The following is a 21,989-nucleotide window of genomic DNA, read 5'->3' on the forward strand; positions in this document are numbered from 1 at the left end:
CCGGGGCACCGTCCGCTACTTGGCGCAGGTCCGGTCCCCCTTCGGCAGCCGGCCGCCGGCCAGGTACGCGTTGACCGTGTCGTCCACGCACGCGTTTCCGTACAGCCCGTAGAGCGCGTGCCGGTTGGCGCCCTCCAGCGTCACCAGCCGGGAGCCGGGCAGCAGCCCGTGCAGCGCGACGCTGTCCCGGTAGGTGGTGCGCGGGTCCCCGGTGGCGGCGACGATCAGCACCTTGGCGTCGCTCCGCACCTCGGTGCGCGCCTCGCGCGGGCGGTCCCAGAACGCACACGGGTTGATGTTGTCGACCATCGGGCCGAACAGCGGGTGCTCGGCGCGGCTTCGCTCGATCTTCCGCCAGTACGCCTCGGGGTCGCGCGGCGCGGCGGCGTCCCCGCACATGACCGCCTGCTGCGCGCTGCCGGTCGGCGACGCGTCCCCGGTGAACCCGAACCGCAGCGTGGCGGTGAACGCCGCCGACGGCACGGCCGGCCTGCCCGCGGCCGCCTCGGCGAGCACGGCCATCTGCTCGGCGAGGCCCGCGCGCGCCTCGTCCGTGTCGTCCGCGAGCCCGGCGAAGAGCAGGAACGGCACCCGGGTGTCGTCGATCAGGAAGGTGTCGGCGCCGCTCCCGACGCTCAGCGGAGCGCGCGCCGAGGCCTCGACGGTCCGCAGGATCCCGGCGGTCACCTCCTCCCCGGTCCGGCCGAGCCCGTAGGTGTCGTGGCGGGCCGCCGCCCAGACCGCCCAGTCGGCGAGCGCCTGCTCGTTCTCGGCCAGCAGGTTCGGCAGCAGCACCGGTCCGTACGTGCGCGGGTCGAGCGCCCCGTCGAGGACCACCCGGTCGTAGCGGCCGGGGAACATCTGGGTGTACACCGTGCCGAGGTAAGTGCCGTACGAGAACCCCAGGTAGGAGATCCTCCGCTCGCCGAGCGCGCCCCGGACGACGTCCATGTCGCGGGCCGTGTTGCGGGTGCTCACGTGCGGCAGCAGCGGTCCGGCAGCCGCGCGGCACTTGGCCGCCAGGTCCTTCTGGAAGGCCACCTGCCGGTCGAAGCTCGCCCGGTCGAGGCCCGCGGAGACGAGGCTGGTGCCGACCGGCCAGCCGCAGTCCAGCGGGGTGCTGCGGCCGACGAAGCGCGGGTCCATGCCGATGATGTCGTAGCGCGCGGCGGTCTCCTTGAGCGCCGTGTGGATGCGCGGCGGGGCGCCGAGGGTCTGGGCGCCCGGGCCGCCGTCGTTGAGCAGCAGCGGGCCGATCCGGTGGCGGGTGTCGGTGGCCTCGATCCGGGAGATCGCGACGGTGATCGTGCGGCCCCGGGGGTCGCCGTAGTCGAGCGGCACGGTCACGTCCGCGCAGCGCGCGCCCGCCCCCTCCAGCTCGGCGCCCACCTGGTCGTCCGGTCCCTGGACGCAGCTGCGCCAGTCGAGGCGCTGGCCGTAGTAGCGGTCCAGGCCGCGGGCGGACGAGGAGGTCGAGGCCTCGGCGGAGGCGGAGGCGGCCGACGCGGCGGGGGTGCCCGCGAGCGCCGAAGCGGCCAGGGCAACGGCGAGCGCCGTCGCCCGCAGCGCCGGGCGGCGCGAGCCCAGGGTGTGGTCGCGCAGCGGTATGTGAGGTGGTGTCATGCCTCCAACGCTAGGAACCGGGCGCCCGGAGTTCACGACAGCACACCCCCGGATCCGCTCGGGGGACATCCCCACCCTTCACGTTCCCTTTCGGGCAAAAGGCGCCGACCGGGCGGCCCGTGACCACCCAGCCGCGCTCACCGCCCGTCTACACCGGCCGTCTACACCGGCCGCTGCCACAGGTGGCGCTCCGCGAGCAGCGGCAGCACCCCCTCGCCGAACCAGTACGCCTCCTCCAGGTGCGGCATCCCGCTGAGCACGAACTCGTCGATGCCCAGCTCGTGGTACTCGGTGATCAGGTCGGCGACCTCCCGGTGACTGCCGACCAGCGCCGTCCCCGCGCCGCCCCGCAGCAGCCCGATGCCCGCCCACAGACCCGGGTGGACCTCCAGGCGCGCCGCCGAACCGCCGTGCAGCGCCAGCATCCTGCGCTGCCCCTCCGACTCGCTCTCCGCCAGCGCCCGCTGGGTCTCCCGGATCCGCTTCGGGTCCATCGCCGCCAGCAGCCGCTCGGTCTCCGCCCACGCCTGCGCCGAGGTGTCCCGGGTGATCACGTGCAGCCGGATCCCGAACCGCACCACCCGCCCCTGTGCGGCGGCCAGTTCACGGACCCACGCGAGCTTCTCCCGTACCTGGGCGGGCGGTTCGCCCCAGGTGAGGTAGACGTCCGCGTACCGGGCGGCGACGTCGCCCGCGGCCGGGGACGAGCCGCCGAAGTAGACGGTCGGCACCGGATCCGGCAGGCGGTTCAACTTCGCACGCTCCACCCGGAGATGAGGCCCGTCGTGGTCGACGGTCTCCCCCGCCCAGAGCCTGCGCGTGATCGACAGGAACTCGCCGGTCCGGGCGTACCGTGCGTCCTTGTCGAGGAAGTCCCCGTACGCGCGCTGCTCCGCCGACTCGCCGCCCGTCACCACGTTGAGCAACAGCCTTCCGCCGGACTGCCGTTGGTACGTCGCCGCCATCTGCGCGGCCAGCGTCGGACTGATCTGCCCCGGCCGGAACGCCACCAGGTACTTGAGCCGCTCCGTCACCTGGGTGAGCATCGCCGTCGTCAGCCAGGCGTCCTCGCACCACGCGCCGGTCGGCGTCAGCACCCCCTCGAAGCCCAACTGCTCGGCGCTGCGGGCGATCTGCCCCAGGTAGGCGACGGACGGCGGCCGGTCCGTCCCCGCCGTGCCGGGCGTCGAGCCGTGCCCGCCGCCGACGACGTGCCGGCTGTCGCCGTTGGTGGGCAGGAACCAGTGGAAGGTCAGGGACATGAACACACACTCCGGTGCCGAGAACGCCTGAGGGGAGGGGAGGTTGGAGCACTCACCGTCGACAGGCGGCCGCGCACACCCGCGCCAGGTCGACGTGCAGGCGTCGCACGAGGCACCCGGAGGCAGCGGCGGAGGCGGTCATGCGGGCGATTATCCGCCCCCGACCAGCGCCGATCAAGAGACCGCCCGTCCGGGCGTCCGCCCGCCCCGCCCCGGGGCACGCGCCCACCCCGCCACCGCCACCGACCGAAACCCAACCGACCGAACCAACCGACCCGACCCGACCCGACCCGACCGAACCAACCGCCCCGACCGAACGCCGGAACGGTCCGGGCACTCCCGATCCACCCCGCCCCGGGCACGTGTCTCAACTTGGCCACCATACGGCCGGAACCGTGCACCCCCGGCCCGCCGGCACCGGACCATGGGCCTCGACACCACGGCGTCGGAAGTGCGGTCCTGACCAGGGGGGTCGGGTCGACGGCACCACGACGCCACGACACCACCACACCGAGTCGAGTGGAGCGAGCGTGGCACGCAGGCATCTCGTGTACGTCCTGCCAGGCATCGGCGGCAGCGTACTGGAACGTCCGGGGGCGGGCGGACGGCCGGGGAAGACCGTCTGGGACGCGGGATTCGGCGACATCGCCGGACTGCTCGCCAGACCCGGCCGCCTCACCCCCGACCAGCCGCTCCGGCCGACCGGGCTGATCCGCTCCCGCCGGCTGCTGCCCGGCTGGACGGTCGTCCCCGGCTACGAGCGGCTCCTCGACGGGCTGCGCGCCCTGCCCGGCGTCCGGCTCGACGAGGGCCACCCCGACCGGCGCGACCCGGCCGCCAACGTGGTCGTCTTCCCCTACGACTTCCGGCTCGGCGTCGCCCACGCCGCCGGGCTGCTCGCCGCCGACGTCCACGAACGCCTCCAGGACTACAGCGAGGCCGAACGCGCCGGCCGCGTCGTCGTGGTGGGCCACTCGATGGGCGGCCTGGTCGCCCGCCACTGGCTCGGCCCGCTGGAGGGCTGGCCGCTCTGCCGCGCCCTGATCACCCTCGGCACCCCGCACCGCGGCGCCCCCAAGGCACTCGACATGCTGGCCAACGGCGTCCGGTTGGCCGGGATCCGGCTCGACGACGTCAGCGACCTGCTCCGGTCCTGGCCCGGCGTCGCCGATCTGCTGCCCCGCTACCCCGCCGTCTGGGACGCCACCACCGGCACCGCCCGCCACCCGCACAAGCTGGCGATCCCCGGACTCGGCGCGGACGCGGAGGCCGGGTTCGTCCTGCACCAGGACATCGAGGACGGCTGGCGGGTCATCCCGCGCGGCCCCGACGCGCCCGAGGTCCGGCCGCTGCTCGGCTGGAGCCACGACACCCCCGGCGCCGCCCACTGGGACGGCACCCGCCTCACGGTCCGGAAGGCCGCACCCGGCTGGCTCGACCTCGACGGCTGGGAGAACGACCACGGCGACGGCACCGTCCCCGCCTTCTCCGCCGTCCCCCTGGAGATGAGCGGCCACGACACCACCGGCTGGCGCGCCCGCGACCGGCACGGCCCGATCGGCTCCGCCCCCTGGATCCCCGCCCTGGTCGAGGCCTACGAGCAGCGCGCCGCGCTCACCGCCGTCCGCGGCGAGGAACGGCAGACCTCCCTGGGCATCGACCTCGACGAGCTCCACCCCGCCGACGCGCCCGTCCCCCTGCGGGTCCGGCTGCGCGGCGACGCCCTCCCCGACGGCGAGCCGCCCGAGGTGTGGGCGGCCCTCCGGCAGGCCGAGGCCCCGGGGAAGCGGACCGCCGAGGTGAAGCTGGACTGGGACACCGCCGAGGGCTGCTACCGCGCCCACCTGCCCGGTCAGTCGCCCGGCCTGTACGACCTCAAGGTGACGGCGAGCGCCGTCCCCGGCGCCGGCGACCTCACCGTGACGGACAGCCTCGCCGTGGTGAGCCCGTGAACAGCTGGCCCCGCTGGAACCAGGAGGGCGAGGACGCCGCCCTCGCCAAGTACGTCCGCCCCGACGAGGTCGCCGCCCTCGTCCGCCTCCCCGGACCGGCCGGCGGCAGCCGCCTCGACCAGGCCCGCGCCGTGTACGAGGCCCTGGCGGGCGCCGGCATCACCTACTCGTACGAGGCACCGAGCGACGAGGCCGGACGGCAGGTCGTCCGGCAGCCGGCCGAGGTTCTGTGGAGCCCCCGGCACGCCACCTGCCTCGACCTCGCGGTCACCCTCGCCGCCGCCTGCCTGCACGCCGGCCTGCACCCGTTCGTGCTCCTCGTCGACCCGCCCGGAAACGGCGGCGCCGGCCACGCCCTGCTCGGCATCCGCGTCGACGACCCCGAGCCCGGCGAGCCGCGCCCGCCGGACACCGACCTGTGGACCGACCGGCCGGAGGACTGGGACGACCTCGTCCGCAGCGAGGTCCGGGGCCCGGCCCGACCCCTGCTGGTCCTCGACCCGGTCGGCCTCGCCCACGCCCTGCCCACCTCGCCGATCACCGGCACCGGCGCCGCCTTCGAGGACGCCGCCCGCACCGGCGCCCGGTACGCGGCGGACTGGCAGTGGCGCACCGCCGTCGACATCGCACGGCTCTGGCGCGCCGACGACGCCCACACCCCGGCGGTGCACCGGGCCGACGACCCGCTGCGCGCGCCGTACCTGCCGTTCGACCCGCAGGTCCACCGCCCGCTGCGGCTGCTGAGACCCGAGCACAACGCGGTGCGGTTCCAGGCCCGCGACGAACTCACCGTCCTGACCGACTGGTGCCGCTCGGTCGCCGAGGGGCAGCACACCGGCGTCGCCGTCGTCCACGGCGTCGGCGGCGCGGGCAAGACCCGGCTCGCCCTCGAAGTCGCCCACCGGCTCTCCGAGCAGCACGGCTGGTACGCCGGCTACCTGCGCAAGGACACGCCCGGCCTCGACTGGCTGGGTGTCGTCACCTCGCCCACGCTCGTCGTCCTCGACTACGCCGACGCCCGGCCCGCCGAGTCCCGCGAGCTGCTCAGGGTGCTGCGCCGCCGCGCCGAACGCGGCGCCGCTCCCGCCGTGGTCCTCATGACCGCCCGCTCCACCGACGGGCAGTGGCTGCCCGAGCTGCGCCGGGCGTGGCACGGCGACGGCCACCTCTGCCGCGAACGCCCGCCGATGCTGCTGCCTCCCGAGCACCCCGACGGGCGGGCGCTGGCACGGCGCGCCGTCGAGGCGTTCCTGCCGGGCGGCCGACCGCTCGCCCCGGAGGACCTGGCCGACGCCGCACCGCAGGAGTGGACCACCCTGGACCGCCTGCTGCTCGCCTTCCTCGCCTCCCGCACCCCGGACCGGGACCGGCTCCCCACCACCCGAGCCGAACTGTACGAGGAGGTGCTCGACCACGAACGCTCGTACTGGGCCCAGGTCTACCGGCGGGCCACCGGCACGACCGGGGACGTCCCGCTCGACGTCCTGGACCGCGCCGTCACCTGCCTCACCCTGCGCGCGCCGACCGGCCGGAAGGCGACCGCCGCCGCCCTGCGCGCGGTCGAGGAGCTCGCGGACGACGCACGATGGCGGGAACAGATCCGCGGCGCGCTCACCGACTGCCTCCAGCCGGCCCCCGGCGAACCGCTCGCCCTCCGACCCGACCCGATCGCCGACCACCTGACGCTGCGCACGCTCCGGGAGGACGAGGAGCTGCTGACGGCGGCGCTGGACGGCCTGGACGAGAAGCAGATCCTGGGTGCACTGCGCCAGTTCAACCGCGCGGCGGCGGCCGACCAGGCCGCCGCCGCGCGCATGGCCGCCGCATGGACCGCCGACGGGGCGGAACGCTGGCGTCCCGCCCTGGCGGTGGCCTCGGAACAGGGCGGAGCGCTCCTGGAGGCGCTCGAACGACTCGTCGACGCGCCGGAGGCACCGGTCTGGCTGGAGGAACTCGCCGAGGCGATCCCGTTCACCTCCTTCGGCCTGCCGCACCTGGCGCTCCGGGCGGAACAGCGCCGGTTGGACGCGGCCCTCGCGGCCGCCGGAACGACGGACCACCAGATCGGCGTCCTCCTCAACCGCCTGGGGCAGCGCCGGCACCACACCGGGGACCAGGCCGCGGGGCTGACCGCCTTCACCCGAGCCGTCGGCATCTACCGCCGACTCGCGGTCGTCGACCCCGCCTTCCTCGACAACCTCACCGCCGCCCTCAACAACCTCGCCGTCCAGCAGTTCGAAGTCGGCGACCGGGCGGCCGCACTCGCCAGCGTCACCGAAGCCGTCACCCACTACCGCCGACTCGCAGAAGCCGACCCCGCCTACCGTCCCGCCCTCGCCGGCTCCCTCAGCAACCTCGCCGTCCAGCAGTCGACGGCCGGTGACAAGCCGGGCGCCCTGGCCTCCGTCACCGAGGCCGTCACGCTCTCCCGCCGACTCGCCGAAGCCGACCCCGCCGCCCACCTCCCCGACCTGGCCGGTGCCCTGACCAATCTCGCCGCCGACCAGGCCGACAACGGCGACCGGGCGGCCGCACTCACCACCGCCACCGAGGCCGTCACCCTCGCCCGCCGACTCGCCGAAGCCGACCCCGCCGCCCACCTCCCCCGCCTCGCCACCAGCCTCCGCAACCTCGCCAAGCACCGCTCCGGCCAAGGCGACCGGACCGGCGCCCTCTCCGCCGCCAACGAGGCCGTCACCCTCATCCGCCGGCTCGTCCGCGCCAACCCTGCCGTCTTCCTCGCGGACCTCGCCGCCGGCCTCGACAACCTCGCCGTCCACCGCTCCGACATCGGCGACCGGACCGGTGCCCTCGCCGCCGCCACCGAGGCCGTCACCCTCGCCCGCCGACTCGCCGAAGCCGACCGGGCCACCCAGCTCACCGGCCTCGCGAACGCCCTCAACAACCTCGCCGTCCACCAGTCCGGGCTCGGGGACCGGGCCTCGGCCCTCGCCTCCGCCACCGAGGCCGTCACCCTCTCCCGCCGACTCGCCGAAGCCGACCCCATCGCCCACCTCCCCGGCCTCGTCCGCTCCCTCCACACCCTCGCCAACCGCCGCTCCGACCAGGGCGACCGGGCGGGTGCCCTCGCCGACGTCACCGAGGCCGTCGTCCTCGTCCGAAGGCTCGCCGGAACCGACCCCGCCATCCACCTCCCCGTCCTCGCCCGCTCCCTCAACAACCTCGCCGTCCACCAGTCCGCCTGCGGGGACCTGAGCTCGGCCCTCGCCTCCGCCACCGAGGCCGTCGTCCTCGTCCGAAGGCTCGCCGGAACCGACCCCGCCGCCCACCTCCCCGACCTCGCGGACGCCCTCAACAACCTCGCCGGCAGGCAGGCCGACAACGGCGACCGGGCGGCCGCACTCACCACCGTCGCCGAGGCCGTCACCCACTACCGCGTTCTCGCCGAAGCCGACCCCGACGCCTTCGCCCCCCACCTCGCCGGTGCCCTCACCAACCTCGCCACCGGACAGGCCGACAACGGCGACCGGGAGGCCGCACTCACCACCGCCACCGAGGCCGTCGATCACTACCTCGATCTCGCCGACACCAACCCCGCCGCTTTCCTCCCCCTGCTCGCCGACGCCCTCAACGGCCTCGCCGGCAGGCAGGCCGACAACGGCAACCGGGCAGCCGCACTCGCCACCGGCTCGGAGGCCACCGCGATCTGCCGTCAGCTAGCCGACGCCGAACCGGAGGCCTTCCTCCCCCACCTCGCCTACTCGCTGAGCAACCTGGGCATCCATCAGCGAAGGTCCGGCGATGACGCGGCGGCTCTGGCCTCCGTCACCGAGGCCGTCACCCACTACCGCCGACTCGCCGAAGCCGACCCGGCCGCCTTCGCCCCCCACCTCGCCGAAGCCCTCAACAAGCTCGCCACCCTCGACACCGAGGAATCCAGGACTGGCAGCGACGAAGCGGCCCTGACCTCCGCCACCGAGGCCGTCACCCACTACCGCCGACTCGCCGAAGCCGACCCCGCCGCCCACCTCCCCCACCTCGCCGGCGCCCTCAACAACCTGGCCATCCGTCAATCCAGGATGGGCGACCACGCGGCGGCCCTGGCCTCCGTCACCGAGGCCGTCACCTACTACCGCCGACTCGCCGGAGCCGACCCCGTCGCCCACCTCCCCAACCTCGCCCGCGCCCTCGACAACCTGGCCCTCCAGCAGTTCGACAGCGGGAACCGGGCCGGGGCCCTCGACTCCACCGCCGAAGCCGTCGGCCACCACCTCCGACTCTCCGAAGCCGATCCCGCCGTCTTCCTCACCGGCCTCACCAGAGCCCTACACTCCCTCGCCGCGCTGCACACCGACCGCGATCCGGTGCACACCGCCTGGCAGGACGCCCTGGCCGCGCTCCGCGGCCACCCCCTCCCCCAGGCCGTCCTGCGGGCCCACTACGCCTACTGGCTCGCCGGACGGGGCGACCACCGGCGCGCCCTCGAACTGCTCGTCGAAGCCACTGGCGCCGCCGCCCACGGCGAGCCGCAGCAGTTGGGCGCCGCCCGGCTGGAGATCCGCACGCTGGTTTCGAACCTCCCCGCCACCCTGACCATCGGCGGCCTGCCCGGCTGGGCCACCGACCCCCTTCCGAAGGACTTCATCGGCCTGCTCGACGTTTGGGGCGGCCAGGAGGGCTGGCCCGACGTCGAGCGGTTCCTGCACGACCATGCCGACCGGCTCCGGACGCCCGCCGGCCGGGAGCACCTGCGGCTGGCCGGCGAGATGTTCCCCGAGGACGCGGACATCACCGACCTCACCCGGGTGCTCGACGACGTCGACGCCCTCGGCCTCCCGGCAGTCCTCGCCGCCGGCCGGCGCGAGCACGACGCGCTGGCCCTCGCGGCCGCGTGGACGGCCGTCCCCTCCTGGCCCGAGTCCCAGGCGTTCCACGCCGCGCACCGGTCGGAACTGCACGACCCCCGGTTCTCCGAGGTGCTCTCGCAGGTGGACGACCCGGAGGTCCGCCGGCACCTCGCGATCGTCCGCCTGGCCCGGGTCATGCCGCTGCGGCAGGTCTACGGGATCGTCGCCGACCCCGATCTCGCGGTCGACGAGGCCCTCGCGGCCGTCGAAGCCGCAGACCTCGACCGTCTCGGCGCCGTCGAAGCCGCCTGTCCGGGTCTACTGGACCACACCCACGGCGGACTGTTCGCCCTGGTCATCCTGCTCGGCCTGGGCAGAGCCGACGCCACCCGGGAGATCGCCGCGGTGATCATCGAGCACGGCGCCGACGTCCAGCGCGAGGCGTACGCCGTCCACCTGCGCAACCTGGCCCGGCGCATCCCCGAACTGGCCCCCCTCGCCCACGAACTGGCCGACGTCATCCACCCCGACTGACCCCGGGCACACGAAAGCCCGCCGGGCCTCCCCCGTGCAGCAGGGGGAGGCCCGGCGGGCGCTTCGCCGTCACCGGCGAGCGGTGGCTCAGACCTGGCCGGCCTTCTCCAGGGCGGCGCAGCAGGTGTTGATCAGCAGGCGGGTGACCACGTACGGGTCGACGTTGGCGTTCGGGCGGCGGTCCTCGATGTAGCCCTTCTGCTCCACCTCGACCTGCCACGGGATGCGGACCGACGCGCCGCGGTTGGAGACGCCGTAGGAGTAGACGTTCCACGGGGCGGTCTCGTGCTTGCCGGTGAGGCGGGACTGGATGTCGTCGCCGTACTGGCTGACGTGCTCCAGGACGATCTCCTGGGAGGCGCCGAGCGACTCGCAGGCGGTGATGATCGCGTCGTAGCCCTCGCGCATCGCCCGGGTGGAGAAGTTGGTGTGCGCGCCCGCACCGTTCCAGTCGCCCCTGGCCGGCTTGGCGTCGAGGGTGGCGTCGATGCCGAACTCCTCGGCGGTGCGGTAGAGCAGGTAGCGGGCGATCCACATGTCGTCGGAGACGGTCAGGGCGTCGACCGGGCCGATCTGGAACTCCCACTGGCCGGGCATGACCTCGGCGTTGATGCCGCAGATGGCGAGGCCGGCGTCGATGCAGCGGTCGAGGTGCAGCTCGACGATCTCGCGGCCGAAGACCTCCTCGGCGCCGACGCCGCAGTAGTAGCCGCCCTGCGGGGCCGGGAAGCCGCCCTCGGGGAAGCCGAGCGGGCGGGAGCCCTTGAAGAAGGTGTACTCCTGCTCGATGCCGAAGATCGACTCCTGCGCCGCGTACTGCTCGGCGACGGTGCGCAGCAGGGCGCGGGTGTTCGACTCGTGCGGGGTGCCGTCGGTCTCGTGGACCTCGCAGAGGACGAGGATGTTGTCGCCGCCGCGGATCGGGTCCTTGGTGACCTTGACCGGCTCCAGCACTCGGTCCGAGGCGTGGCCTTCGGCCTGGTTGGTCGAGGAACCGTCGAAGCCCCAGGTGGGGATCTTGTCGGCGTTCGGCAGGACCCGAGTCTTGGAGCGGAGCTTGGCGGTCGGCTTGGTGCCGTCGATCCAGATGTACTCGGCCTTGATTGCCACGGCGGTGTACCTCGCAAACTGAGTGGTGGGTGCCCGCGTAGCGTCGCAAGCCGCCGTTTCCCGGTTGTTCCTCTCATGTAACGCCCATGTGAACCAACCGTCCGCGTCGGCACGGTCACGGTGCGGGAGTGCCGCGGGTGGCACTCCCGCACCGGGGAGGGGCGGGGTCAGTGCCGGCGGGCGTGGGCGGCGGTCGCGGCCCGGCGGCGGCGGGTGGCCCAGAGGGCGCAGGCGCCGGCCGCGACCAGGGCGGTGGCACCGGCGGCGAGCGGGGCGGTGGAGTCGCTGCCGCCGGTCGCGGCGAGGTGGTCGCCGGGGGCGGAGGCCGGGGCGGCTCCGGCGGCGGTGCGGCGGGCGGCCGGGGTGCCGGCGGCGGCCTGCGGGGCGGCGGCGCGGCCGGTGCCGGGGGCGCCGGTGGGCGTGCTGTCCACGACCGGCTGCGCCGACGGCGGCGCGGTGGCCGGGGCCCCGGTGGTCGGGACCCCGCTCGACGGGGCCACGGCCGGGGCGGTGGTGGGAGCCGGCACCGGCTTCTCGCAGCTCACCGAGGCGACCGTGACGGTGCCCGTCACCTTGGCGACGTTCAGGTTGAGCGGGTTGACCTCGACCCGGACCTCCAGGGCCGAGGCGGCGGCCGTCGTCGACGTGGTGGTCTTCTTGGAGAACTCCACCGACACGCTGCCGACCAGCGGCACGTCCACCTTGGTCGGCCCGTACAGGCCGACGGTGACGGGCTTGCCGAGGACGGTCAGCCTGGCGGGCGCGACCACGTCGGCGGTCGGCTGCCCGTCGACCGGACAGGTCGCGGTGGCGCTGAGCGCCTCCAGGCCGAGCAGGGTGGTGGCCGGGAGGCCGGGGGCGTGGACGTCGGCGTTGACCAGTCGGACGGAGGCCGCGGCGCCCTCGGCGTCGGCCCTGGTCACGGACTTGCCGATGTCGGCCTTGACCAGGGTGACCGGGCCCTGCTGGTCGACGCCGTCGACGGTGGCGGTCAGGACGGAGCCGTCCCGCTGCGCGGGGGTCTCGACCTTGTTGAGCGCGATGTTCACGGGGACGTCCACGGCCTTGTTCAACAGGCTGACGTCCAGGTCGAGTTCGACGGTGACGGCGCGGGCCTTGCCGGCCGACGGCGCCGGGGAGGAGGAGGGTGAGGCCGTCGGCGCGGTGGCGTGGGCGGCGGACGGCGGCACTATCAGCGCCGCCACCGCGAGGGCGGCGGCGCCGACGGCGGGGACGGACACGGAACGGGACGAGGACATGGCGGTACCCCCACGGGTGCTGGCGAGGCGGAGCGCGCCTCCGACATCACCCACCCGCAGGGGCGGGGCAAAGGGGCTGGCGCTCCGAACGACGAGCCGCCAGTCTTCTCGAACAATCCGTCACATGAGTCACACAGAACGTCATTTCACTCATTCGGGTGAGGTTGACGCCCTGCGGCGACACGGGACAACGCGCCGCACGGTACCTACGGCAGGCGCCAGTCCACCGGCTGTGCGCCCTGCCGCACCAGCAGCTCGTTGGCCCGGCTGAACGGGCGCGAACCGAAGAACCCGCCGTTCGCCGAGTACGGGCTCGGGTGCGCGGACTCGATCGCCGGGATCTCCCCCAGCAGCGGGCGCAGGTTGCGCGCGTCACGGCCCCAGAGGATCGCCACCAGCGGGCCGCCGCGCGCCGCCAGGGCGCGGATCGCCTGCTCGGTGACCTCCTCCCAGCCCTTGCCCCGGTGCGCGGCGGGCTTGCGCGGCGCGGTGGTGAGGGCGCGGTTCAGCAGCAGGACGCCCTGCTGCGTCCAGGGGGTGAGGTCGCCGTTGGAGGGCTGCGGGAGGCCGAGGTCGTTCCCGTACTCCTGGAAGATGTTGATCAGGCTGGCCGGGATCGGGCGGACGTCCGCCCCCACCGAGAAGCTGAGGCCGACGGCGTGGCCGGGGGTGGGGTAGGGGTCCTGCCCGACGATCAGCACCCGCACGTCGGCGAAGGGCTGCTGGAAGGCGCGCAGCACGTTCGGCCCGGAGGGCAGGTACGTGCGGCCGGCCGCCAGTTCGGCGCGGAGGAAGTCACCCATCGCGGCGACCCGCCCGGCCACCGGCTCCAGCGCGGTGGCCCACCCGGGCTCGACGATCTCATTCAGTGGACGCGGTGCCATGGGCGTAACCCTATCGGCCTACACGGACAGCCCGTTCACCCGGATGATCTTCAGCCCGCGCCACTCACCGCCCCGCCCGCACCACTCACCGCGCCACTCGCCGCCCCGCCCGCACCCGGCCGCCCCGGGGGCCCGCCACCCCGGGCCTCACCCCACCACCGGGCGCCCGCGCAGCACCACCTGCCGCGGGTCGGCGAGCACCCGCACGTCCGCCCGCGGGTCCTCCGCGTACACCACGAAGTCGGCCGACGCGCCCTCCTCCAGGCCCGGGCGGCCCAGCCACTCCCGCGCCGACCAGGTGGCCGCCGAGAGCGCCTCGGCGGGGCTCAGCCCGGCCTTGACCAGCTCGGCGACCTCCTCCGCGACCAGGCCGTGGGCGAGCGAGCCGCCCGCGTCCGTCCCGACGAAGACCGGGATGCCGGCGTCGTGCGCGGCGCCCACCGTGTCGTAGCGGCGGGCGTGCAGCCGGCGCATGTGGGCGGACCAGGCCGGGAACTTGGACTCCCCGCCGTCCGCCAGGCCCGGGAAGGTGGCGATGTTGACGAGCGTCGGGACGATCGCGACGCCGCGCTCGGCGAAGGCCGGGATCAGCTCCTCGGTCAGTCCGGTGGCGTGCTCGACGCAGTCGATCCCGGCCGCCAGCAGGTCCGGCAGCGACTCGGCGGCGAAACAGTGCGCGGTGACCCGCGCGCCCTCCTCGTGCGCCGCCGCGATCGCCTCGGCCAGCGCGTCGCCGGGCCAGCAGGCGGCGAGGTCGCCGCGCTCGCGGTCGATCCAGTCGCCGACCAGCTTCACCCAGCCGTCGCCGCGCCGCGCCTCGGCCCGCACGTACGCGGCGAGGTCGCCGGGCTCGATCTCGTGCGCGTAGTTGCGGATGTAGCGGCGGGTGCGGGCAATGTGCCGGCCGGCCCGGATGATCCGGGGCAGATCCTCCCGGTCGTCGATCCACCGGGTGTCGGCGGCCGATCCGGCGTCGCGGATCAGCAGGGTGCCGGCGTCGCGGTCGGTGAGCGCCTGCTTCTCGCTGGTGGCGGCGTCGACGGCGCCGTGCGCGTCCAGTCCGACGTGGCAGTGCGCGTCCACCAGGCCGGGCAGCACCCAGCCGTCCACCGTCCGGACGTCGCCGGCGGCGTCCGCGGCCGCCGGGCGGTCGAAGGTCACCCGGCCGTCCACCACCCAGAGTTCGTCCCGGACGTCCTCCGGACCGACCAGCACCCGACCCCGGACGTGCAGCACCGTGCCATCGCTCATGGCCCGCACTCTACCGACGGCGGCATTCCTTGTAAGGACCACCGATGGGGCAGACTCGTTCCGGACCCCGTCCGGCCACCCTTCCCGCACCGTGAAAGGCCCAGCCCGTGAGCCCCTTCCTCGACCTGCCCCCGCTCAGCGCCGCCGACTTCGCGGCCATCGAGGACCAGGTGGCCGCGCTGCTGCACACCACCGCCGACGTGATCGTCACCCAGGGCGAGGCGCTGCTCCCGCTGGAGGCCGCGATCCGGGGCGCCGCGCACCCGGGTTCGACCGCGCTCAACATCGTCACCGGGCCGTACGGGCAGACCTTCGGCAACTGGCTGCGCGACTGCGGAGCGGACGTCGTCGACCTCGCCGTGCCGTTCGACAGCGCCGTCACCGCCCGGCAGGTCGCCGAGGCGCTGGCCGCGAACCCGGCCGTCGACTTCGTCTCCCTGGTGCACGCCGAGGCGGCCACCGGCAACACCAACCCGGTCGCGGAGATCGCCGCCGTGGTGCGCGAGCACGGGGCGCTGCTGATGCTGGACGCCGTCGCCTCGGTGGCCGCCGAGCCGCTGCTCACCGACGCGTGGGGCGTCGACCTGTGCGTGATCGGCGGGCAGAAGGCGATGGGCGGGCCGGCCGGCGTCTCCGCCGTCTCGGTCTCCGAGCGGGCCTGGGAGCGGATCGCCGCCAACCCGGCCGCCCCGCGCCGCTCCTACCTCTCCCTGCTGGACTGGAAGGAGCGCTGGACGGACGCCGGCCGGGCGGTCCTGCCGCACGCGCCGGCCCAGCTGGAGATGCTCGCGCTCGGCGCCTGCCTGGACCGGATCGAGGCGGACGGCCTGCCCGCGGTGATCGCCCGCCACCGCGCGGCCTCCGCCGCCACCCGGGCCGGTGTCCGCGCGCTCGGCACCCTCAGCCCGTTCGTCCCGGAGGACGCCCACGCCGCGCCCGTGGCCACCACCCTGCGCACCCCGGCCGGCCTGGACGCCGCCGGACTGGCCGCCGAACTCCGCCGCCTCGACCCGTCCCTCCCCGTCCAGGCCGGCGGCGGCGCGCTGGCCGCCGGGATGCTCCGGGTCAACCACTACGGCCCGGCGGCCTCCCCGGAGACGGTCCGCGCCACCCTCACCGCCCTCGCCACCGCCACCGGCGCCGACGCCGCCCCGGCCCTCAAGGCCGCGGACGAGGCCTGGACGACAGCGGGCCGCTGACCGCCGCGGCCACCCGGTCGCCGCCGCGCCGCACCCCGGCCCGGCCCGGCGCCGCCCCGCCGCCGCAACCCTCGCAACCCCTCGGGAGCTTCTGTTCCCGAGGGGTTCATCGTTTCGCCACCCGGATCTCACCACCACCCGCAAGGCTCCCCACAGCGCCAAGTTGGCTATACAACTTGGCGCCCATCGCCCCGCCGAGGAGGAGCCCATGACCACCCACCTGCCGCCGTACTGGCTGCGCGACAACTGCCCCTGCGCCGACTGCCGCGACCAGCGGAACGGGCAGAAGCTGTTCCAGATCACCGAGCTGCCGGACGACCTCGCGGTCGCCGCGCAGGCCGAGCTGAACGGGCACCTGGAGGTGCTCTGGTCGGACGGGCACCGGTCGCGCTACCCGCTGGAGTGGCTGGCCGGGGCGGCGGAGGGCGACGGGCGGACGGAGGCCGACAAGCGGCTCTGGGCGGCGGCGGACTTCGCGCACGGCATCCCGGAGGCCCGGTGGGAGGCCTACCTGGCCGACCCGGCGGAGCAGGCCGCCGTCCTGGGGGCGGTGCTCCGCTCCGGCTTCGCCGTGCTGCGCGGGGTGCCGGCGGTCGAGCGGCAGGTGCTCGCCGTCGCCGGGACCTTCGGGTACGTACGCGTCACCAACTACGGCGAGCTGTTCGACGTCCGGGTGGAGCCGGACCCCAACAACCTGGCGTTCACCAGCGTCGCGATCACCCCGCACACCGACAACCCGTACCGGGACCCGGTCCCCACCCTCCAGCTGCTGCACTGCCTCGACAACTCGGCGACCGGCGGGGACTCCGGCCTGGTGGACGGGTTCAAGGCGGCGGCGGTGCTGCGCGAGGAGGCGCCGGAGGACTTCGCCGTCCTGACCCGCACGCCCGTCCCGTTCGTGTTCCGCGACCGGGGCACCGAACTGCGCGCCGAGCGGCCGCTGATCGACGTGGACCCGCTGGGCCGGATCCGCGAGGTGCGGTTCAACAACCGCTCGATCGGCACCCTGCGCGGGGGCGCCGCCGAGCTGGAGGCGTTCTACGCCGCCTACCGCCGGTTCGCCGCGATCACCCTCCGCCCGGAGCTGCGGCTGGAGTTCCGGCTGGACCGGGGCGACTGCCTGATCTTCGACAACGTCCGCCTGCTGCACGCCCGGACGGCCTTCGAGAAGGACGGCCACCGCCACCTCCAGGGCTGCTACGCCGACCTGGACTCGCTGACCAGCACCCTAGCCGTGCTGCAGCGCCGCGCGGCCGCGCTGGACGCGATCGCCGCACTGTTCGAGGGCGAGGGCGCCGGGGAGTACCTGGGCGAGGCGGTGACGATGGCCGAGCACATGCTCCAGGCCGGCGCACTCGCCGAGGCCGCCGGGGCGGAGCCGCACCTGGTCGCCGCGGCACTGCTGCACGACGTCGGGCACTTCCAGGGCGCCCTGCACGGACGGGATCTGATGGAGGGTCAGGACAACCGGCACAGCGACACGGGCGCGGACTGGCTGGCCCGCTGGTTCGGCCCGGAGGTCACCGAACCGGTCCGCCTGCACGTGGCCGCCAAGCGCTACCTGTGCGCGGTCGAGCCGGACTACCGGGCGCGGCTGTCCGAGGCCTCCGAGTTCACGCTGCAGGTGCAGGGCGGCCCGATGTCCGCCGAGCAGGCGGCGGCCTTCGCCGCGCACCCGGGCGCCGGGGACGCGGTGGCCGTCCGCCGCTGGGACGAGCAGGCCAAGGAGGCCGACGCGGACACCCCGGGCTTCGACCACTTCCGCCCACTGCTGGCCGCCCTGATGCACTGACCCCGGACGAGGGGGCGGCCGGCGACCGGCGCACACGAAGCGGGGCGGGAGGCCTGCCGGCCTCCCGCCCCGCGGTGCTGCGCCCCGCCCCCGGCGGGCGCGCTCCCCCGCCCGCTCTCCGAATCCGCCTCCCCCCGCCAGGGGTTCAGTCCAGCTCCCGGGCGTGGCGCGAAAGCGCCGAGGTGGCGAGGGAGTTGTGCACGCTGAACGCCACCGTGCCGGGCAGGTAGCGGTCCTGGGACCACTCCACCGGCGTACCGGTCGGGTCGGTGGTCCGGCGCCGCTCGCGCAGCAGCGGGCCGCCCCGGCGGCAGCCGAGCAGCCGGGCGTCGTCCGCGTTGGCGGCGACGATGTCGATGGTGTGGTCGGCGTCGGTGAACAGGATGCCGTGCTCGCGCAGGACTTCGGTGTGCGAGACGACGTCCGGCGGCAGCTCGGCGACGATCTCGCCGACCCGCGGCGGGTAGACCGTGCGCTCGACCATCACCGGCTTCCCGGAGAGGGTGCGCAGCCGGACCGTCACGTAGACGTCGGCGCCGGCCTCCAGGCGGAGCTGCTCGCGCTCGGCGGCGTCGGCCGGGCGGCGGACCAGCGAGTCGAGTATGCCGCCGGGCTCCTCGCCCATCGAGTACGCCCAGTGCGTGAAGCTGAGCAGTTCGGAGAAGCTCTGCACCCGGGCCGTGCCCAGCACCACCCGGCGGGTGCCGCGCCGCGAGGTGACCAGCCCGTCCGAGCGCAGCACGGCGAGCGCCTGGCGGACGGTGCCGCGCGAGACGCCGTACTGCTCGGCGAGCGCGCCCTCGGCGGGCAGCCGGCCGGCCTCGCCGAACGCGCCGGTGGTGATCGCCTCGCGCAGGTCTGCGGCGACCTTGCGGTAGAGCGCTCCGGTGGCGCGGTCCTCGGTGGCCGGACGGCCCGACTCAACTGCCACGTCAGTCAATGTCCCTCCAGGGGCGGTGTCCTGCGCAGCCGTACCGGCGCGGACAGCCCGACCTTATCCCGCTGCGCTCCCGAAGCATCGCACTCCGCCGATCATCCGCCGGCGACCTGATTCGACCGTTCCCGCAGCCGACCCCGGGACTGGGTCATCCGTTCACCTTCCCGTCACCGGACTCCGGCGTACTTACCCCCGTCAGCGAAGTTGGCTAGTCAACTCGGGCGCCGATGACCGACCGCTCACCCGGCCCGGCCGCCCCCGGCCACCCCACTCGCCCGACGCATCCCCTCGATACGCACCCCTCGCAGTACGCCCTGATTCAGGAGACTGACCCGTGACCGTGCACCGTGCCCGCGCCGCCGCCTTCGCGGCCGTACTGACCGCCGCCGCGCTCTCCCTCACCGCCTGCGGCTCCGCCGGTTCGACCACCAAGGCCGGCGACGCCGCCAAGGCCGGCGCCAAGGACGCCAAGGAGGCCACCTCCGCCGCCGACCTCGGCGGCATCGACGGCCTGGTCGCCGCCGCCAAGAAGGAGGGCAAGCTGCACGTCATCACGCTGCCCCGGGACTGGGCGAACTACGGCAAGATCATCGACGGCTTCAAGGCCAAGTACGGCCTGGAGGTCGAGGAGGAGAACCCGGACGGCTCCAGCCAGGACGAGATCAACGCGATCACCTCCCGCAAGGGCCAGGACCGCGCCCCCGACGTCGTCGACCTCGGCAGCGCCTTCGCGCTCCAGGCGGTCAAGGACGGCCTGCTCGCCCCCTACAAGGTCGCCACCTTCGACAAGGTGCCGGAGACCATGAAGGACCCGAGCGGCGCCCGCGTCAACGACTACGGCGGCTACATCTCGATCGGCTGCGACGCCAAGAAGATCGCCAACTGCCCGAAGACCTTCGCCGACCTGCTGAAGCCCGAGTACAAGGGCCAGGTCGCGCTCAACGGCAACCCGACCAAGTCCGGCTCGGCCTTCGGCGGCGTCTACGCGGCCGCGCTCGCCAACGGCGGCTCGCTGGACAACATCCAGCCCGGCATCGACTACTTCGGCAAGCTCAAGCAGTCCGGCAACTTCAACCCGGTCGAGTCGACCCCGGCCACCATCGAGAAGGGCGAGACCCCGATCTCGATCGACTGGTCCTACCTGAACGCCGGCTACAGCGACCAGTTCAAGGACAAGGGCGTCGACTGGAAGGTCTCCATCCCCTCCGACGGCAGCTACGCCCAGTTCTACAACCAGGGCATCAACAAGTGGGCCCCGCACCCGGCCGCCGCGCGCCTGTGGCAGGAGTACCTGTTCAGCGCCGAGGGCCAGAACCTCTTCCTCGGCGGCTACGCCACCCCGTCCACCTTCGAGGCCCTGAAGAAGGACGGCACCCTCGACGCCGCGGCCGCCGCCAAGCTGCCGACCGTCGAGAAGCCCTTCACCACCTTCCCGACCCAGGACCAGATCACGGCCGCCAAGAAGGTCGTGACCGAGAACTGGACCAAGGCCATCGCGGGCTGACACCCCGGCCGAGCACCGCAGTTCGGGCCGACCCACCGCGAAACCGCCACACCGCGAAAAGGCACTCATGACCACGGCTCCCACCCCGGTGCCGACCTCCCCCGCCGCCACCGACCTCGGTGGCGGCGCGGGGGCGTCCCGCACCGCCACGACGACCACCCCCACCCCCCGGCGGCGCCCGCTCGCCCGGCTCGGCGGCGCCTCCTGGCTCGCCACCGTGCCGCTCCTGCTCTTCTTCCTGATCGGCTTCGGCCTCCCCGCCGTCGCCATCGTGATCGGCGCGTTCACCACCTCCACCGACGCGGAGGGCGGCGGCGGACAGTTCACGTTCGACAACGTCACCGCCTCCGTCCAGGGCGCCTACTGGACGGCCATGCTGAGCAGCCTCAAGCTCTCCGCACTGACCGCGCTGCTCTCCACCCTGATCGGCCTGCCGATCGCCCAGGCCGTGGTCACCTCCCGGCACACCTGGCTGCGCCAGGCCGTGCTCACCGCCTCCGGCGTGCTCGCCAACTTCGGCGGCCTGCCGCTCGCGTTCGCGTTCGTCGCCACCCTCGGCAACGCGGGCGAGGTCACCAAGCTGCTGAACCTCACCGACCACGGCTGGTCGCTCTACTCGTTCACCGGCCTCACCATCGTCTACCTGTACTTCCTCATCCCCCTGATGGTCCTCACCATCACCCCGGCCCTGGACGGCCTGCGGGTGCAGTGGCGCGAGGCCGCGCAGAACAACCGGGCCACCACCGTCCAGTACTGGCGCCACGTCGCCCTGCCGATCCTGCTGCCCTCCCTGCTCGGCGGCTTCGTGCTGCTGTTCGGCAGCGCCTTCGCCGCGTACGCCACCGCCGCCGCGATGGTCGGCGCGACCGTCCCGCTGGTCAGCCGCTCGATCGCCGACGCGCTCTCCGGCAACGTGCTGGTCGGCCAGGGCAACCTCGCCCTCGCCCTCAGCCTCAACATGATCGTCGTGGCCGTCCTCGTGATGGCCGTGTACCTCCCCCTCCAGCGCCGGAGCGCCCGATGGCTCAGCTGACCCCCGCCCGTACCGACCGCACCAAGGTGCGCTGGTGGCGCGGCGCCGTCCTGGGGATCGCCGCCGTCTACTTCGTCGTCCCGCTCGCGGCCGCCGGCTACTTCTCGATCGACGACCCCAAGGGCTACTCCTTCGAGGCGTACACCGGACTGCTCTCCGCCCCCGGCTTCCTCGACAGCCTCTGGCTCACCCTCGGACTCGCCGTCGTCACCGTCCTGGTGCTGCTGCTCCTGCTGGTGCCCGCCCTGATCGCGGTCCGGCTCGGCGCCCCGAAGCTGCGCCCGGTGATCGACGTGCTCTGCACCCTGCCGCTGGTCGTCCCGCCCGTCGCGCTCACCGCCGGCCTGATCGGCGTGCTGCGCTGGGGCCCGGACTACCTGATGGACACGCCGTTCTTCCAGACCTTCGTGTTCGTCCAGGACCCGGACTTCCCGCTCGTCCTGGTCATCGCCTACGTGCTGATGGGCCTGCCGCTCGCCTACCGCGCGCTCGACGCCGGCCTGCGCGCCGTCGACGTCCGCACCCTGGTCGAGGCCGCCCGCAACTGCGGCGCGAGCTGGCCGCGCGCGGTGTTCACCGTCGTCCTGCCCAATCTGCGCGGGGCACTGCTCAACGCCTCCTTCCTCACCCTGGCCCTGGTCCTCGGCGAGTTCACCGCCGCCTCGATCCTCGGCTACCAGCCCTTCCCGGTCTGGATCTACACGGTCGGCAACAGCCAGGCCCACATGTCGGTCGCGGTCTCCATCCTGAGCCTGCTGATCACCTGGCTGCTGCTGCTCCTGCTGGCCACCCTCGGCCGCGAGCGCCACGCCAAGACCACGTCCTGACCACCCCCCGAACG

The 21,989-nt window shown here is 74.3% G+C and carries 14 protein-coding genes; 7 read left to right on the top strand and 7 right to left on the bottom strand.

Annotated elements, in window-relative coordinates:
• Window positions 1–15: 15 nt before the first annotated feature.
• Complete coding sequence (locus AC067J_RS30390; protein WP_478304563.1) at window positions 16–1,623, bottom strand: alpha/beta fold hydrolase; 1,608 nt, start codon at window positions 1,621–1,623, stop codon at window positions 16–18.
• A 161-nt stretch (window positions 1,624–1,784) separates the two neighbouring features.
• Window positions 1,785–2,885 carry an LLM class flavin-dependent oxidoreductase gene (locus AC067J_RS30395; protein WP_478304565.1) on the bottom strand — a complete coding sequence of 367 codons (1,101 nt, stop codon included), beginning with the start codon at window positions 2,883–2,885 and terminating at the stop codon, window positions 1,785–1,787.
• A 530-nt stretch (window positions 2,886–3,415) separates the two neighbouring features.
• Between AC067J_RS30395 and AC067J_RS30400 the strand changes: the two genes are divergently transcribed.
• Window positions 3,416–4,837, top strand: coding sequence for an esterase/lipase family protein (locus tag AC067J_RS30400; protein ID WP_478304567.1), 1,422 nt, complete (start codon window positions 3,416–3,418; stop codon window positions 4,835–4,837).
• Entirely contained in the window at window positions 4,834–10,179 is a 5,346-nt protein-coding gene (locus AC067J_RS30405) for a hypothetical protein (protein WP_478304569.1), read from the top strand. Before AC067J_RS30400 ends, AC067J_RS30405 begins: the two co-directional genes overlap by 4 nt.
• Window positions 10,180–10,266: 87 nt before the next feature.
• Here the strand turns inward: AC067J_RS30405 and glnII are convergent, their stop codons facing one another.
• From glnII to AC067J_RS30425, 4 genes are all read right to left on the bottom strand, one after another.
• Window positions 10,267–11,289 carry a glutamine synthetase GlnII gene (glnII, locus tag AC067J_RS30410; RefSeq protein WP_478304571.1) on the bottom strand — a complete coding sequence of 341 codons (1,023 nt, stop codon included), beginning with the start codon at window positions 11,287–11,289 and terminating at the stop codon, window positions 10,267–10,269.
• Between the two features lie 167 nt (window positions 11,290–11,456).
• A complete protein-coding gene (locus AC067J_RS30415; RefSeq protein ID WP_478304573.1) occupies window positions 11,457–12,548 on the bottom strand; it encodes an SCO1860 family LAETG-anchored protein in 1,092 nt (363 codons plus the stop codon).
• Window positions 12,549–12,754: 206 nt separating this feature from the next.
• Window positions 12,755–13,432 carry a uracil-DNA glycosylase gene (locus AC067J_RS30420; RefSeq protein WP_478304574.1) on the bottom strand — a complete coding sequence of 226 codons (678 nt, stop codon included), beginning with the start codon at window positions 13,430–13,432 and terminating at the stop codon, window positions 12,755–12,757.
• 147 nt (window positions 13,433–13,579) lie between these two features.
• Window positions 13,580–14,683, bottom strand: coding sequence for an amidohydrolase family protein (locus tag AC067J_RS30425; protein WP_478304576.1), 1,104 nt, complete (start codon window positions 14,681–14,683; stop codon window positions 13,580–13,582).
• Between the two features lie 107 nt (window positions 14,684–14,790).
• On the opposite strand from AC067J_RS30425, the gene AC067J_RS30430 reads away from it, so the two are divergent.
• The gene (locus AC067J_RS30430; protein WP_478304578.1) at window positions 14,791–15,882 is read left to right on the top strand and encodes a pyridoxal-phosphate-dependent aminotransferase family protein; all 1,092 of its coding nucleotides are present in this window, start codon (window positions 14,791–14,793) and stop codon (window positions 15,880–15,882) included.
• Between the two features lie 208 nt (window positions 15,883–16,090).
• Window positions 16,091–17,674 (top strand): 2-trimethylaminoethylphosphonate dioxygenase, encoded by a 1,584-nt coding sequence (gene tmpA / locus AC067J_RS30435; RefSeq protein WP_478304580.1) that lies wholly within the window; start codon window positions 16,091–16,093, stop codon window positions 17,672–17,674.
• Between the two features lie 145 nt (window positions 17,675–17,819).
• Here tmpA and AC067J_RS30440 read toward each other — a convergent pair whose 3' ends face one another.
• On the bottom strand, window positions 17,820–18,605 hold the full coding sequence (locus AC067J_RS30440; RefSeq protein WP_478304584.1) for a GntR family transcriptional regulator: 786 nt from the start codon (window positions 18,603–18,605) through the stop codon (window positions 17,820–17,822).
• A 340-nt stretch (window positions 18,606–18,945) separates the two neighbouring features.
• Between AC067J_RS30440 and AC067J_RS30445 the strand changes: the two genes are divergently transcribed.
• From AC067J_RS30445 to AC067J_RS30455, 3 genes are all read left to right on the top strand, one after another.
• Window positions 18,946–20,115: an ABC transporter substrate-binding protein gene (locus tag AC067J_RS30445; protein WP_478304586.1), complete on the top strand. Its 1,170-nt coding sequence runs from the start codon at window positions 18,946–18,948 to the stop codon at window positions 20,113–20,115.
• Between the two features lie 67 nt (window positions 20,116–20,182).
• Complete coding sequence (locus AC067J_RS30450) at window positions 20,183–21,148, top strand: ABC transporter permease (RefSeq protein WP_478304588.1); 966 nt, start codon at window positions 20,183–20,185, stop codon at window positions 21,146–21,148.
• Window positions 21,136–21,975: an ABC transporter permease gene (locus AC067J_RS30455; RefSeq protein ID WP_478304590.1), complete on the top strand. Its 840-nt coding sequence runs from the start codon at window positions 21,136–21,138 to the stop codon at window positions 21,973–21,975. Before AC067J_RS30450 ends, AC067J_RS30455 begins: the two co-directional genes overlap by 13 nt.
• Window positions 21,976–21,989: the final 14 nt, after the last annotated feature.

This window comes from Kitasatospora sp. NPDC042419, assembly GCF_056437345.1.

What these genes read in the sequence shown, in the direction of transcription:
- AC067J_RS30390 (WP_478304563.1), bottom strand. Translation starts at nt 1,623, where the DNA reads ATGACACCACCTCACATACCGCTGCGCGACCACACCCTGGGCTCGCGC.
- AC067J_RS30395 (WP_478304565.1), bottom strand. Translation starts at nt 2,885, where the DNA reads ATGTCCCTGACCTTCCACTGGTTCCTGCCCACCAACGGCGACAGCCGG.
- AC067J_RS30415 (WP_478304573.1), bottom strand. Translation starts at nt 12,548, where the DNA reads ATGTCCTCGTCCCGTTCCGTGTCCGTCCCCGCCGTCGGCGCCGCCGCC.
- AC067J_RS30420 (WP_478304574.1), bottom strand. Translation starts at nt 13,432, where the DNA reads ATGGCACCGCGTCCACTGAATGAGATCGTCGAGCCCGGGTGGGCCACC.
- AC067J_RS30425 (WP_478304576.1), bottom strand. Translation starts at nt 14,683, where the DNA reads ATGAGCGATGGCACGGTGCTGCACGTCCGGGGTCGGGTGCTGGTCGGT.
- tmpA (WP_478304580.1), top strand. Translation starts at nt 16,091, where the DNA reads ATGACCACCCACCTGCCGCCGTACTGGCTGCGCGACAACTGCCCCTGC.
- AC067J_RS30450 (WP_478304588.1), top strand. Translation starts at nt 20,183, where the DNA reads ATGACCACGGCTCCCACCCCGGTGCCGACCTCCCCCGCCGCCACCGAC.
- AC067J_RS30455 (WP_478304590.1), top strand. Translation starts at nt 21,136, where the DNA reads ATGGCTCAGCTGACCCCCGCCCGTACCGACCGCACCAAGGTGCGCTGG.